Genomic DNA, 12,432 nt, shown 5'->3' with positions numbered 1-12,432 from the left:
AAGGTACCTTTCGGAAACGGGACGAAGACGATCGGCGGTATCCGGCGCACGGCGCGCCGCCGCGGCGCCTATATGCGCAGCGCCGCTACCGAGGCGATCGTCAGACCCCACCCCGGACCCGGTGGCCCGCGCGGCGGCCAGGCCCGCCGCGGCACGGTGGCCCGGACGCCACCGGACCCGCGCCCGGCCACGAGCAGCAGGAGCGCCAGCAGGACCGCGGCCGTGACGACCTGCAGGACGGCCTGGCACGCGTTCCAGCCGCTCATCGGGTGGTGCCCGTCGCAGTGCCCGTCCGGGCAGACGGCGTCCGTGGCGAGCCCGGCCGCGGCGATCGGGACCGGCTGGGCCATCGCGGTCATGATCGCGGCCGCCGGCCGCGCGCCGGGATGTCCGGTCGCACCGGGGTCGCCCATGTGCCCGCCCGGACCGCGATGGCCGATGGTGTGCATCGCCGCCAGGCCGAGCAGGGTGCCGGCCAGCAGCGCCCATCGGACCAGCGCGGCGGCTGGCACACGGCGGGCGGCGGCGATCACCGACCCAAGGTAGCGCGCCGGCCGGGTCCGGCTCCCGCCGGCACCCGGGGCGACGGGTGCGCCGGGGCGCTCCGGCGCCGGGGCAGGATGTCAGGCATGAACACGCGCATCCTCGTGGTCGACGACGAGCAGAGCCTGGCCAAGGTGGTGGCCAGCTATCTGGAACGCGACGGCCACGACGTGACCTGCGTCTTCGACGGGCCGGGCGCCGTGTCCGCCGCCCGGGACCGGTCGCCCGACCTTGTCGTGCTGGATCTGGGGTTGCCGGGGCTGGACGGCGTCGAGGTGTGCCGGCAGGTGCGCACGTTCAGCGACTGCTACGTCATCATGCTGACCGCCCGCGGCGACGAGGTCGACAAGCTGGTCGGGCTCGGCGTCGGCGCCGACGACTACCTGACCAAACCGTTCAGCCCGCGGGAACTGGTCGCCCGGGTCCGTGCCATGCTGCGCCGCCCCCGCGCGGCCACGGCCGGCGCCACGCCGCTGGAGGACCCGCCCCGGGTGTTCGGCGCGCTGCGCATCGACGTGGCGGCCCGGGAGGCGAGCGTCGACGGGGCCCCGGTGCCGCTGACCCGTACCGAGTTCGACGTGCTCGCCGCGCTGTCGGCCCGCCCGCGGATGGTGTTCTCCCGCCGGCAGCTGGTGGACACGGTGTGGGGCGACGACTGGGTCGGCGACGAGCATCTGGTCGACGTACACATCGGGCATCTGCGCCGGAAGCTCGGCGACGACGCCGCCGCGCCGCGGTTCGTGCGGACCGTGCGCGGCGTCGGCTACCGGATGGGCGAGGGCTGATGCGCCGGCCGCGTGTCGGTCTGGCCGGGCGTCTGTTCGCCGCCCAGGCCATGGTGCTGCTCGTCGGCGCGGCCACCCTGGGCCTGGTGACCGTGCTGGCCGGCCCGGCGATGTTCCACACCCACCTGCGGCAGATCTCCGGCGACGTGGACCCGGCGCTCGCGCACCACGTCGAGCAGGCCTACACCTCGGCCACCACGGTCGCGCTGGCGGTCGGTGCGGGGACGGCGCTGTGCGCGGCGCTGGCGGTGAGCGCCCTGGTGGCCCGCCGGGTCGCCGCGCCGGTCCGGCAGCTCGCCGCGGCGGCGGCCGACATCGCCGACGGCCGCTACGGCACCCGGGTGGGCGCGCCGGGCATCGGCGCCGACTTCGACTCGGTGGCCGCCTCCTTCAACGCCATGGCCGCCCGGCTGGCCCACGTCGAGGCGACCCGTCGCAGGCTGCTCGCCGACCTCGGGCACGAGCTGCGGACCCCGATCGCCACGATCGAGGCCTACGTGGAGGCCGCGCAGGACGGGGTGGCCGTCGAGGACGAGGACACCTGGACGGTGCTGGCCACCCAGACCGACCGGATGCGGCGGCTGGTCGAGGACATCGCCGCCGTCTCCCGGGCCGAGGAACACCAGCTCGATCTGCGACCGGTACGCGTGGCGCCCGCCGACCTGCTCGACGCGGCCGTGCTCGCGGCCCGGGCCCGCTACGCCGCCAAGGGCGTCGGGCTGCACGAACACGCCGCACCGGGGCTGCCCCGGGTGTCCGCCGACCCGCAGCGGATCGGGCAGGTGCTGGCCAACCTGCTCGACAACGCGCTGCGGCACACCCCGCCCGGCGGGCGGGTCACGGTCACCGCCGAGGCGGAGCGGGACGGGGTCCGGTTGGCGGTGGCCGACACCGGCGACGGCATCCGCGCCGAACACCTGCCGCACGTCTTCGAGCGTTTCTACCGCGCCGACACCGCCCGTGACCGCGACCACGGCGGGTCGGGCATCGGGCTGGCCGTGGCCCGGGCCATCGTGGCCGAACACGGGGGCCGGATCGCCGCCGCCAGCGACGGCCCCGGCCGTGGCGCGACGTTCACCGTCGTGCTGCCCGCGGCGCGGTGACCGGCCCGGCGTCGTCCGGTCCCGCCTGCAATGACCGGGCCCGGACGGCGATCAGGGACCCGCCACGGCCGGTAAGGTCACCGGCCTGGCGATCGGCTGTGCCGACCCGCACGGGCTCGCCCGGCACGCCGACGTCGGCCAGGGCGACGAGGTGAGCGGGGTGACGCTCGCCGACCCGGAGGGCGACGAGTGCTGCGCCCCCGCCCGCGCACCGCGGCCGGCGCCATCGGATTGATCACGGGCGATAGGGTTCCGGGATGGGCGTGCGACCCGCAACGGGATCTTGTCTGGCCGGCGTTCTGGGCGCGGCCGCCGTCGCGCTGGCCGGCTGCCTGACCGTGCCGCTGGACGGCGGCCAGCCGCCGGGCGAGGTCGCCGAGCAGGCGGCGCGGCGGCTCGGCGACGACTTCGGCCGGCGCGACCGGGTCCGCACGGCGGAGTACATCGCGGCGACCGAGGTGCCGGCCGGCGCGCAGGACAACGGCCAGGTCCGGATGACGCCGCTGGCCTGGTCCGGGCGCGTCTTCGGGGACGAGACGGCCACCATCGACGTCCGCTTCGTGGTGACCGCGGGCGACGCCGCCGGCGGCGGGGCCTGGTGTTACCGCTACACGCTGGAGATGTACCGGTACACCGAGCACCGGGAGATCCGCTGCCCGGCGGGAACGCCGCCGGTGCCCTCGGCCTCGCCGCCGCCGGCGCTGCCGCCGGACGCCGAGGACCGGCTCGCCGCGGCGTTGCGCGACGCCACACCGGCGACGCTCGCGCGACGGGTGCGGGCCGCGTTCCCGCCGGCCGACATCAGCGTCGACACCGTCACCTACCGGGGCACCCTGGTCGCCGCGGTGGGGCTGGCCGCCGAGCGGGACTGCATCGTGATGATCCGGACCGCGGGCGGCAAGCCGGAGCGGGTCGCCTTCGACCAGATTCAGCTGGAACCGGGCGAGTCGGGTTGCGGGACCGTCCTGTACACCCATCCCGTCCGCTGAGTGCCGCGCGCCGCGCCGCCGGGCGAAGCGGAGCTGAACCCGGGTGTCCGCCCGGCCGGACGGGCGGTCGCCGCGGCAGCGGCACGTGCCGCCCGGTCCGCGCCGAGCGGGTCACCGGCTCCGCTGTGCGGCACCGGTCGCGCCGCCACCTCCGTTCACCGTCGGGAACGCCGCCGCCATCTCGTGCAGCGTGTCGGCGACCGCGCGGGCGCCCGGCGCGCCCGGCTCGATGAGCGTGTAGTGGCCGGTGCCGGGCAGCACGACGGTACGCAGGTCGTGGTGGACGGCCGCGTAGTCGCTGAACTGGGTCAGCGGAACCTCCTCGTCGGCGGCGCCGTGCAGCAGGACGGTCGGTACGCCGGTGGTGCCCGCGCCGCGCAGCAGAGTCATCGGGTCGGTTTCGGGCAGGCGCTCGGCGAACAGCGGGTCGTCGCCGAGCAGCTGGACCGCGGCGCCGTCGCTCAGGTCGTCACGGCGGGTGGCGGCGAGGTCGGTGAGGGGCGCGAGCGCGAGCACGGCGGTGGGCAGGTCGCGGGTGTGCCAGCGGCTGCCGGGCGGCAGCAGGCCACGGGCGGCGCACCACAGGGCGAGGTGGCCGCCGGAGCAGTGGCCCGCCAGCACGTACGGGCGGCCCTGCGCGAGCGTGTCCACGATCCGGGCGATGTCGTCGAAGGTCTCCGGGTAGCCACCCGCGCCGCCGGAGCGCCGGAAGCCGGGCAGCAGCACGTCGAAGCCCTGTTCGTTGAGGTACGCCGCGAAGGGCGTCAGGTGCATGCGGTCGTAGCGCCAGTATCCGCCGTGCAGCAGGATCACCAGCGGGGCGCCGTCCGTGCCCGGCCAGGCGTCGTAGACCTGGTGCGGGTGGTCGCCGTAGCGGCCGTGCTCGGGGGCGAGCACGGGTTTGCGGCTCAGGACCCGCTTCTCCTCCTGGGCCGCGAACTCGGAGATGACCCTAGACGCCACCACGGACCTGCCAGAGCTCGGGGAAGACCGGGCGGGCCGCGCGTTTCTCCAGCCAGGCCAGCCCGGTGGAGCCGGCGCTGCCGCTCTTGTCGCCCATGGCGCGGCGTACCACCAGGACGTGGTCGCTGCGCCAGCGCGTCACCAGGGCCGCCACGTCGGTGAGCAGTTCGCCGAGGGCGAGCAGCGGATCGTGCTGCGGACCGGAGTAGATGCGGTGCCACACCTCGACGACGCCGGGGTCGCAGCGGTGCGGCGCGGTGACCTCCCGGGTCCGGACGTGCTCGGGGACCGGCAGGCCGCGCCGGTGCAGGAAGCCGAGGACCTCGTCGTACAGCGACGGGGCGTGATAGGTCGCGCTGAGGGCCTGGTGCACGGCGCGGTCGCCCTCGTGCAGCGCGAGCATCGCCGCGTTCTTGTCGCCGAGCAGGAACTCCATGTGCCGGTACATCGCCGACTGGAAGCCCGACGCCCGGCCGAACGCGGACCGGAAACCGTTGAACTGCGCCGGGGTCAGCGAGGCGAGCGGCGCCCAGGCGGCGTTGAGCGCGGTCAGCGCCCGCTTGCTGCGGCGCAGGGCGTCCACGGCGGCGGGCAGGTCGTCCTTGGCGAACGCGGTCGCCGCCTCCCGCCACTCGTGGACGACGAGGGTGAACCACAGCTCCATCACCTGCGTGGTGACGATGAAGGCCATCTCCTGCGGCGCCTCGGTGAGCGGGCGCTGCAGCGTGTTGAGCACCGATGCCCGCACGTAGGCGTCGTACGGGGTGGCGCCGGGAAAGGGTTGCAGCAGGGTGTCGTCCGTGGTCGGTTCCTCGAGTACGGACGTGCGGGAAGTCATGGTCCCTCCGGGAGGTTGTCGATGCGGGCAGGCTCTCCGGTCACACGCCGAGGTGGACCCCGCCGGACGCGTCGATCCAGTGGCCGGTCACCCAGCGCGCCTCGTCGCTGGCCACGAACGCCACCACGTCGGCGATGTCGGCCGGCTGGCCGAGGCGTCCGAACACGGAGGCGGACGCGTACCGCTGACGGATCTCCGGGATGGCCAGGGTGGGGTTGATCTCGGTCTCGGTGTAGCCGGGCGCGACGGCGTTGACCCGGATGCCGCGTCCGCCGAGCTCGTGCGCGAGGGTGCGGGTCAGGTGATCCAGCGCCACCTTGGTCATGGCGTACGCCACCAGGTGCGGGTAGGCGATGCGGGTGACCACCGACGAGATGTTCACGATGCTGGCGCCGTCGCGCAGCCGCCCGAGGCCGTGCTTGACGATGAAGAACGGCGCCTTGGTGTTGACGGCGAACACCCGGTCGTAGTCGGCCTCGGTGACGTCCGCGACGCGGCGTGGCAGGGTGATGCCGGCGTTGTTGACCAGGACGTCCACGCGGGCGTCGACGTCCTCCTGCGCCGCGGCACGGTCGAAGGCGGCCCACAGCGCCTCGGCGTCGCCGGGCACACCGAGCTCCGCGTGCACCGGGAAGGCGCGCCCGCCGTCGGCCACGATCTCCTTGACGGTGCGCTCGGCGGCGTCGTGGTCGTGGCCGTAGTGGACGGCCACCACGGCGCCCTCGTCGGCCAGGCGCCGGCAGATCGCCCGGCCGATGCCGCGGCTGCCGCCGGTGATCAGGGCGGTCTTGCCCTCGTGCCGCTGGGAGGTGGTCACTGTTGTCTCCTTCGGAAGGTACGGATGCCAGGCGGGCGTCATGCGTCGAAGTCGAGGGTGACCTCGGTGCTCAGCGGCTGGGCGCGGCACGCGAGGGTGTAGCCGGCGGCCAGGTCGGCGGCGTCCAGGGCGTGCTGGGCCCCGGTGGCGACCCGCCCGGACACCACCCGGGCGCGGCAGCTTCCGCAGACGCCCTCGCGGCAGGCGTAGGGCACGTCGGGGTTGCCGCGCAGCAGCGTGTCGAGCAGCGTGGCGTCCTCGGGGCGGGTGATGGCGCTCCGGTGACGACCGTCGACCGTCGCGGTGACCCGGATCCCCGGCGCGCCCGGCGCCGGGGTGGGCGGCGGGGCCGTGTCGCCGAGCGTGAACAGCTCCGAGCGTACGAGGGTGGCGTCGGCGCCCCAGGTGGTCAGCTCCCGCCGGCACAGGGCGACCAGGCCGGCCGGCCCGCACAGGGCGAAGGTGGTGTCCCGCCCGGGCCGGGCGTCGAGGGCGGCGAGCAGGCGGGGCAGCGTGCCGGCATCGATACGCCCGGACAGCGGCCCGGCGACCGCGCGCTCGCGGGTGAGGACGTACAGGACGGTGAACCGGTCGACGAACGCGTCCTTCACCCGGGCCAGCTCGTCGGCGAGCAGCGCGTCCACGGCCGTCGGGACCGAGTGCACCAGCGACACCCGGCAGTCCGGGTCGTCGCGCAGCGCGGCGCCGGCCATGGCGGCCAGCGGCGTGATGCCGGAGCCGCCGGCGATCAGCACGTGGTGGGCGCCGCGGCGGTCGGGCAGGGCGAAGGCGCCGGTGGGCGGCGAGAGTTCGAGGACGTCCCCGGGGCGCAGGCGGGTCAGGGCGTACGCGCCGAAGCCGTCCACGGACCCGCGTGTGATGACCAGACGCAGCGCGTTCGGGGTGTCCGGGGGCGGGCACACCGAGTAGCTGCGGCGCAGCTCGTGACCGGGGCCGCGGTGCCGCACGACGACGTGCTCGCCGGCGCGGTGGGTGAAGACCTCGCGCAGCGCGTCGGGCACGTGCAGGGTGACCGCGACCGCGTCCGCGGACAGTCGGCGCACCGCGGTGACCGCGAGCCGGTGCCAGCCGGCGCGCCGGTCGGCCGGGCGAGCCGGCGCTGCCGAAACAGTGCTCACGGTGGGCCTCACAGCGCGGTCAGGTGGGGGAACAGTTCGTGGCAGGCCGTGCAGCGCAGCACCGACTGGCACCGGGAGGGCCCGAAGGGGCTGTGCGGGCGGGTGGCCCGGGAGCCGCAATACGGGCAGGGCACCGCGGCGAGCGGGATGACGACCGGCCCCTCGCGCCGGACCGGTCCGGGTGGAGCGATGCCCTGGGCGGCCAGTTTGGCCCGCCCGGCCGGGGTGATGCGGTCGCTCGTCCACGGCGGCGACAGCACCTGCCGGACCCGGCCGTCCGGGTGCCCGGCGGCGGCCAGCGTGTCCTCGATCGACGCGACGATCGAGGACAGCGCCGGGCAGCCCAGATAGGTGGGTGTGACCGCGACCTCCGGCACCCCGTCGGGACCTTCGGCGACCGCGACGATCACCCCGAGGTCGCCGAGTGTGATCGTCGGCAGCTCCGGGTCGGGCAGGGCCTCCACCAGCGCGCGGATCTCCCGCACCGGGCGGGCCGGTCGGGTACCGGCGCTCACCAGGTGCCTCCCGGGAACTGGCGGCGCACCGACTGCAGCTCGGCGATCAGCGACGCGAAGTCCTCGGTGTGCAGGCCGGCGCGCCCGCCACGCCCGTGCCAGCCGGGGGCCGGCACGCGCAGTCCGGCCCGCGTGACGGACTCGGTCATCGCCCGCTCCCAGGCCGGGCGCAGCGCCGCCGCGGCGGGCGCCACGCCGGCGGCGGCGAGGTCGCGCGCCACGTCGTCCTCGTCGAACAGCTCCGCCGTGTACGGCCACACGTCGTTCAGGCCCCGCTGCATGCGCCGGGCGCTCTCGGCGGTGCCGAGCCCGAGCCGTTCGGTCCAGGTGTCGGCGTACAGCCGGTGGAACGCCACCTCCTTGGCCGCCCGCTGTCCGAAGGCGGCCAGGTCGGGGTCCGCGCAGCCGCCCAGCGCCTGGTAGTAGAGGACGGCGTAGTGGCTGTACGCGAGCTGACGGGCGATCGTGGCGCCGAAGTCGCCGTTCGGCAGCTCGGTCAGCAGGGCGTTGGTGAACTCGCGGTCGCCGCGGGCGAACGCGAAGTCGTCCTCGTCGCGGCCGGTGGCGTCGAGGCGGCCGGTGAACGTGTAGAGCATCCGCGCCTGACCGATGAGGTCGAGCGCGATGTTGGACAGCGCCAGGTCCTCCTCGATCGTGGGCGCCCGGGTGATCCACTGGCAGAGCCGCTGCCCGAGGACGAGGGCGTCGTCACCGAGGCGCAGCGTGAGCGCGGCGAGCCGGGCGTCGGCCGTACGGCTCGGCGCGGCGTCAGTGGTCATGATCGCCATCGGAGCCTCCCCCGGTCAGCGGCGCGAACTGGTGCGGGTAGCGGTACGGCTTGTGCTCGGCGTTGGCGAAGTACGGGTCGTGTTCGTCCGGGGCGGCGGCGTGCACGTCGCCGGAGCGGACCACCCACAGCGACAGCGGCTCGCCGCGGCGCGTGTACAGGTCGCGGGCCCGCAGCAGGGCGGCGTGCGGGTCGCCGGCCCGCACCGACCCCACGTGCTGGTGGGCGAGGCCGCGGCGGGGCCGGAGGAAGACCTCCCAGGACGCCGGGGCGCCCTCGCGTTCGCGGGTCACGGGCGTTCTCCCTTCTCGTGCGCGGACCCCGGGCGAGCGGCGTACGCGGCGGCGGCCTCGCGGACCCACGCGCCGTCCTCGTGCGCGGCGCGCCGATGGGCGAGGCGCTGCCGCGCCCAGTGCGTGTCGTCGCCCAGCGCGCGCCGGTAGACGTCCCAGTCGACCGGGGTGAAGTCGTAGTGGCCGCGCTCGGCGTTCCAGCGGATCGCCGGGTCCGGCAGCGTCAGCCCGAGGCGCTCGGCCTGCGGGACGCAGATGTCGACGAAGCGCTGGCGCAGCTCGTCGTTGGTGTGCTGCTTGATGCCCCAGGCCATGGCGCGCTGCGACACCGCGGCGCCCAGCGCCGCGCCCCGGGCGCCGCCGGCCGCCTCGGTGTCGGGCGGGCCGAACATCAGCGCCACGGCCGGCAGCCACCAGCGGTTGACGGCGTCCTGGGCCATCGCCTTCTGCTCCGGCGTGCCGGTGCACAACGCGCGCATCAGGTCGTAGCCCTGCCGGACGTGGAACGCCTCCTCCTGGCAGACCCGGCGCATCGCCCGCGCGTAGGGCCCGTACGACGCCCGGCTCAGCGGCGCCTGGTTGAGCACCGCGGCGCCGTCGGTCAACCAGGCGATGGCGCCGGTGTCGGCCCAGGTCAGCGCGGGGTGGTTGAAGGTGGCCGAGGCGCGCTGGCGGCCCTGGTGCAGCGCGTCCAGCAGTTCGGCGCGGTCGACTCCCAGGGTCTCTGCGGCGGCGTAGAGGTACAGCCCGTGGCCGGCCTCGTCCTGCACCTTCGCGAGCAGCACGGACTTGCGGTGCAGCGACGGCGCCCGGGTGAGCCAGGCGCCCTCCGGCTGCATCCCGATGATCTCCGAGTGTGCGTGCTGCGCGATCTGCCGCACCAGCATGCGGCGGTACCCGTCGGGCATCCAGTCGCGCGGCTCGATGGCCTGCCCCGCGGCGATGAGCGCCTCGAAACGGTTGAGCAACTCCTGCTGCGCGACGGTCTCGGTGTCCGCCGGCTGTGCGCTCATGCTCGGCCCCTCCGGTCGGGAAAAGGGTGGCTTGCTCGGGAGCGTGGCGGTCCGGCACGTCCCGTTGAGGAAAGAGACCCCGGGCGCCGGCCGCTATCCCTCGACCGGCGGCCGGAACGCGTGATCAGGGTCACGTCCTGGCGCGAGGATTGCGGTCCCGGGCAGCCGCCTCCTATCCGGATGACAGGCGACGTGCGCGACCCCGCTCGGCGGGCCGGTTCGCGCGGAAGGGGACCACCATGAACACCATCAGGGAGCTGCTCGTCGAACTCACCGGCACGGCGGAGTTCGCCGACAGCTCGCGCGTCAGCGACGACACCAACCTGGCCGCGAGCGGCATCGACTCCGGCGACATGGTTCGCCTGGTGCTGCTCGTCGAGCAGCGGGCCGGCGTCGAGGTCACCGCGGCCGACATGGAGAAGCTGCAGACGATCGCCGACTACGAGCGGTTCGTGGCCGAGCGCTCGATGGCCGGTACCGGCGGTGCCTGATGTGGCTGACGCAGCTGCTGGAGCGCAACCGCCAGTGCTTCCCGGACCGGACCGCGCTCGCCGACGAGCACCGCAGCCTCACGTGGGCGCAGTTCGACGAGCGCACCCGCCGGCTCGCCCTCGGCCTGGCCGGGCTGGGCATCGAGCGCGGTGACCGCGTCGCCGTGCTGGCCAAGGACCGCGTCGAGGTCCTGGAGAGCTACTTCGCCCTGGCCCGGCTGGGCGCGCTGTTCGTCCCGCTCAACCACAGCCTGACCGGGCCCGAGGTCGCCGGCATCGTGGAGCGCGTCGGCGCGGTGGCCGTGCTGGGCGAGTCGGCGCTGCTGGACCAGCACCCCCGGCTGCCCGCGTCGGTACGGATCCGGGTGGCGTTCGACAAGCCGGAGTTCGAGGCGCTGGGCAGCCTGGCCCCGGACCGGGAGCTGCCCCCGCCCGCGGACACCGACCCGGTCGCCGTGCTGCACACGTCCGCGACCACCGGCCAGGCCAAGGGCGTCACCGTGGACAGCGCCTCGTTCCGCGCCATCGCCCTCGGCTGGCTGGCCGTGGCCCGGCCCACCGACGACATCGTCATGGTGAACTGCTGCCCGCTCTACCACGGCAGCATGGTGGTGTCGCTGACCTACATGGCCGCGGGCGCGACCGTCGTGCTCATGCCCGGCTTCACCCCGCAGCGGGCGCTCGCCGCCGTGCAGGAGCACCGGGCGACGCACATCTGGATGGTCCCGCAGATGCTGCGTTTCATGCTGCAGGCCAAGGGCATGGACACGACCGATCTCTCCTCGCTGCGCGAGATCCTCTACGGCGCCGCGCCCATGCCCCTCGACGTGTACGCCGAGGCGACGCGGCGGCTCGGCTGCGGGTTCCGCCAGGTCTACGGCATGACGGAGGTCGGCGGGCCGTTCGTGACCCTCGGCCCCGACGAGCACCCCGCCCCGGGCCAGGTCACCGCGCGGATCCCCTGCGGGCGCGTCATCCCGGGCATGTCCGCCCGCGCGGCCGACGCGGCGGGCCGCACGCTGCCGACCGGCGAGATCGGCGAGATCGTGGTGCGCGGGCCGGGCGTCATGCAGGGCTACTGGAACGACCCCGAGGCGACCCGGGAGATCAGCCCGGACGGCTGGATCAGGACCGGCGATCTGGGCTTCGTCGACGAGCACGGCCGCATCCACCTCGTGGACCGCACCAAGGACCTCATCCTGCGGGCCGGGCAGAACGTCTACCCCTCGGAGATCGAACGGGCCCTCATGACGCACCCCGCGGTCCGCGACGCCGCGGTCGTCGGCATCCCCGACGAGGACTACGGCGAGGTGCCGCTGGCGTACGTGGTGGCCGAGCCGGGGACCGCCGCCCGGGAGCTGCAGGCCCACGTCGCGCAGCGGCTCGCGCCGTACAAGCGGCCGCGCCGGGTGGAGTTCATCGAGCAGGTGCCGCGCAACCCGGCGGGAAAGATCATCAAGAAGCTGCTCCGGGGCTGACGGCCCGCCACATGACAGGGGGCCGGCGGATGACCGCCGGCCCCCTGTCGCCGGCCGTAAGGTGATCGTAAGCGGGCGGAACCTGGTGATCCTCGGATCCGGCGCGTTGACTCGAACCGTGATTCGCCGACTGTTCACCAGATCCGTCACCCTGACCGTCGTCGCAGTGCTCGGCATCGCCGCCGCCGGCGCCCTGTACTGGTTCCAGCCGTGGCGGCTGTTCACCGACACCGTGGTGACCGACACGCTGTCGGTTGTGCCGTCCGCGGGGCCGCAGCCGTCGAGCGCCTCGGCGGCACCTACGCGGGACCTGTCGCCGGTCGTGATCGCGGAGGGCCCCTTCGTGTCCCATGAGCACGACACCAGCGGTACGGCACGGATCGTGCGCAACGCGGACGGCAGCCACCAGCTGGAGCTGGCCGGATTGGATACCAGCGACGGCCCCGACCTGCGGGTGTGGCTCTCCGACCAGCCGGTGCGCACCGGCCCCGCCGGGTGGGGCGTGTTCGACGACGGCGAACACGCCGAACTGGGCAGGCTCAAGGGCAACCACGGCGATCAGGTGTACCGCTTCCCCGACGCCGTCGATCCGCAGGCGTGGCGCAGCGTGAGCATCTGGTGCAAACGCTTCGCCGTCTCCTTCGGCGCGGCGCAGCTGAGCGTGGTCAGCTCGTGAGC

Annotated in this window: 15 protein-coding genes; 6 read left to right on the top strand and 9 right to left on the bottom strand. The window is 74.8% G+C overall.

Translation table 11 applies throughout. The annotated features are described in order from the left end of the window. Window positions 1–68: 68 nt before the first annotated feature. A complete protein-coding gene (locus ACTEI_RS15400; RefSeq protein ID WP_122978299.1) occupies window positions 69–533 on the bottom strand; it encodes a hypothetical protein in 465 nt (154 codons plus the stop codon). Window positions 534–629: 96 nt separating this feature from the next. Between ACTEI_RS15400 and ACTEI_RS15395 the strand changes: the two genes are divergently transcribed. The 3 genes from ACTEI_RS15395 to ACTEI_RS15380 all read left to right on the top strand — a co-directional run bounded on the left by ACTEI_RS15395 (window position 630) and on the right by ACTEI_RS15380 (window position 3,420). After that, on the top strand, window positions 630–1,328 hold the full coding sequence (locus ACTEI_RS15395; protein WP_122978298.1) for a response regulator transcription factor: 699 nt from the start codon (window positions 630–632) through the stop codon (window positions 1,326–1,328). Next, entirely contained in the window at window positions 1,328–2,431 is a 1,104-nt protein-coding gene (locus ACTEI_RS15390) for a sensor histidine kinase (protein WP_122978297.1), read from the top strand. Before ACTEI_RS15395 ends, ACTEI_RS15390 begins: the two co-directional genes overlap by 1 nt. Window positions 2,432–2,688: 257 nt before the next feature. Next, window positions 2,689–3,420 carry a hypothetical protein gene (locus ACTEI_RS15380; protein WP_239082665.1) on the top strand — a complete coding sequence of 244 codons (732 nt, stop codon included), beginning with the start codon at window positions 2,689–2,691 and terminating at the stop codon, window positions 3,418–3,420. A gap of 111 nt (window positions 3,421–3,531) precedes the next feature. Here the strand turns inward: ACTEI_RS15380 and ACTEI_RS15375 are convergent, their stop codons facing one another. From ACTEI_RS15375 to paaA, 8 genes are read right to left on the bottom strand one after another with little or no spacing between them, the layout of a single operon-like run. After that, window positions 3,532–4,383, bottom strand: a complete 852-nt coding sequence (locus ACTEI_RS15375; RefSeq protein WP_122982165.1) for an alpha/beta hydrolase — start codon at window positions 4,381–4,383, stop codon at window positions 3,532–3,534. Then, on the bottom strand, window positions 4,373–5,221 hold the full coding sequence (locus tag ACTEI_RS15370) for a tryptophan 2,3-dioxygenase (protein ID WP_122978296.1): 849 nt from the start codon (window positions 5,219–5,221) through the stop codon (window positions 4,373–4,375). The genes ACTEI_RS15375 and ACTEI_RS15370 overlap by 11 nt, the downstream gene beginning before the upstream one ends. 40 nt (window positions 5,222–5,261) lie before the next feature. Next, window positions 5,262–6,038 (bottom strand): SDR family oxidoreductase, encoded by a 777-nt coding sequence (locus ACTEI_RS15365; RefSeq protein WP_122978295.1) that lies wholly within the window; start codon window positions 6,036–6,038, stop codon window positions 5,262–5,264. Window positions 6,039–6,076: 38 nt separating this feature from the next. After that, a complete protein-coding gene (locus ACTEI_RS15360) occupies window positions 6,077–7,177 on the bottom strand; it encodes a 2Fe-2S iron-sulfur cluster-binding protein (RefSeq protein ID WP_203723806.1) in 1,101 nt (366 codons plus the stop codon). An 8-nt stretch (window positions 7,178–7,185) separates the two neighbouring features. Continuing rightward, on the bottom strand, window positions 7,186–7,692 hold the full coding sequence (paaD, locus tag ACTEI_RS15355) for a 1,2-phenylacetyl-CoA epoxidase subunit PaaD (RefSeq protein WP_372443304.1): 507 nt from the start codon (window positions 7,690–7,692) through the stop codon (window positions 7,186–7,188). Next, window positions 7,689–8,471: a 1,2-phenylacetyl-CoA epoxidase subunit PaaC gene (paaC, locus tag ACTEI_RS15350; RefSeq protein WP_122978293.1), complete on the bottom strand. Its 783-nt coding sequence runs from the start codon at window positions 8,469–8,471 to the stop codon at window positions 7,689–7,691. The genes paaD and paaC overlap by 4 nt, the downstream gene beginning before the upstream one ends. Next, window positions 8,461–8,772, bottom strand: a complete 312-nt coding sequence (gene paaB / locus ACTEI_RS15345) for a 1,2-phenylacetyl-CoA epoxidase subunit PaaB (protein WP_122978292.1) — start codon at window positions 8,770–8,772, stop codon at window positions 8,461–8,463. The genes paaC and paaB overlap by 11 nt, the downstream gene beginning before the upstream one ends. Then, window positions 8,769–9,785 carry a 1,2-phenylacetyl-CoA epoxidase subunit PaaA gene (paaA, locus tag ACTEI_RS15340; protein ID WP_122978291.1) on the bottom strand — a complete coding sequence of 339 codons (1,017 nt, stop codon included), beginning with the start codon at window positions 9,783–9,785 and terminating at the stop codon, window positions 8,769–8,771. The genes paaB and paaA overlap by 4 nt, the downstream gene beginning before the upstream one ends. A 239-nt stretch (window positions 9,786–10,024) precedes the next feature. Here paaA and ACTEI_RS15335 point away from each other — a divergent pair, with 239 nt between their 5' ends. The 3 genes from ACTEI_RS15335 to ACTEI_RS15325 all read left to right on the top strand — a co-directional run bounded on the left by ACTEI_RS15335 (window position 10,025) and on the right by ACTEI_RS15325 (window position 12,430). After that, window positions 10,025–10,276 carry an acyl carrier protein gene (locus ACTEI_RS15335; protein ID WP_122978290.1) on the top strand — a complete coding sequence of 84 codons (252 nt, stop codon included), beginning with the start codon at window positions 10,025–10,027 and terminating at the stop codon, window positions 10,274–10,276. Then, window positions 10,276–11,754, top strand: coding sequence for a class I adenylate-forming enzyme family protein (locus tag ACTEI_RS15330; RefSeq protein WP_122978289.1), 1,479 nt, complete (start codon window positions 10,276–10,278; stop codon window positions 11,752–11,754). The genes ACTEI_RS15335 and ACTEI_RS15330 overlap by 1 nt, the downstream gene beginning before the upstream one ends. Window positions 11,755–11,872: 118 nt before the next feature. Continuing rightward, on the top strand, window positions 11,873–12,430 hold the full coding sequence (locus ACTEI_RS15325; protein ID WP_122978288.1) for a DM13 domain-containing protein: 558 nt from the start codon (window positions 11,873–11,875) through the stop codon (window positions 12,428–12,430). Window positions 12,431–12,432: the final 2 nt, after the last annotated feature.

It is taken from the genome of Actinoplanes teichomyceticus ATCC 31121, assembly GCF_003711105.1.
In the GTDB taxonomy this organism is placed as follows: domain Bacteria; phylum Actinomycetota; class Actinomycetes; order Mycobacteriales; family Micromonosporaceae; genus Actinoplanes; species Actinoplanes teichomyceticus.
Note: the sequence above shows the minus strand (reverse complement) of the source record. Positions and strands in the feature narration are given on the sequence as shown.

What these genes read in the sequence shown, in the direction of transcription:
- ACTEI_RS15395 (WP_122978298.1), top strand. Translation starts at nt 630, where the DNA reads ATGAACACGCGCATCCTCGTGGTCGACGACGAGCAGAGCCTGGCCAAG.
- ACTEI_RS15390 (WP_122978297.1), top strand. Translation starts at nt 1,328, where the DNA reads ATGCGCCGGCCGCGTGTCGGTCTGGCCGGGCGTCTGTTCGCCGCCCAG.
- ACTEI_RS15380 (WP_239082665.1), top strand. Translation starts at nt 2,689, where the DNA reads ATGGGCGTGCGACCCGCAACGGGATCTTGTCTGGCCGGCGTTCTGGGC.
- ACTEI_RS15370 (WP_122978296.1), bottom strand. Translation starts at nt 5,221, where the DNA reads ATGACTTCCCGCACGTCCGTACTCGAGGAACCGACCACGGACGACACC.
- paaC (WP_122978293.1), bottom strand. Translation starts at nt 8,471, where the DNA reads ATGACCACTGACGCCGCGCCGAGCCGTACGGCCGACGCCCGGCTCGCC.
- paaA (WP_122978291.1), bottom strand. Translation starts at nt 9,785, where the DNA reads ATGAGCGCACAGCCGGCGGACACCGAGACCGTCGCGCAGCAGGAGTTG.
- ACTEI_RS15335 (WP_122978290.1), top strand. Translation starts at nt 10,025, where the DNA reads ATGAACACCATCAGGGAGCTGCTCGTCGAACTCACCGGCACGGCGGAG.
- ACTEI_RS15330 (WP_122978289.1), top strand. Translation starts at nt 10,276, where the DNA reads ATGTGGCTGACGCAGCTGCTGGAGCGCAACCGCCAGTGCTTCCCGGAC.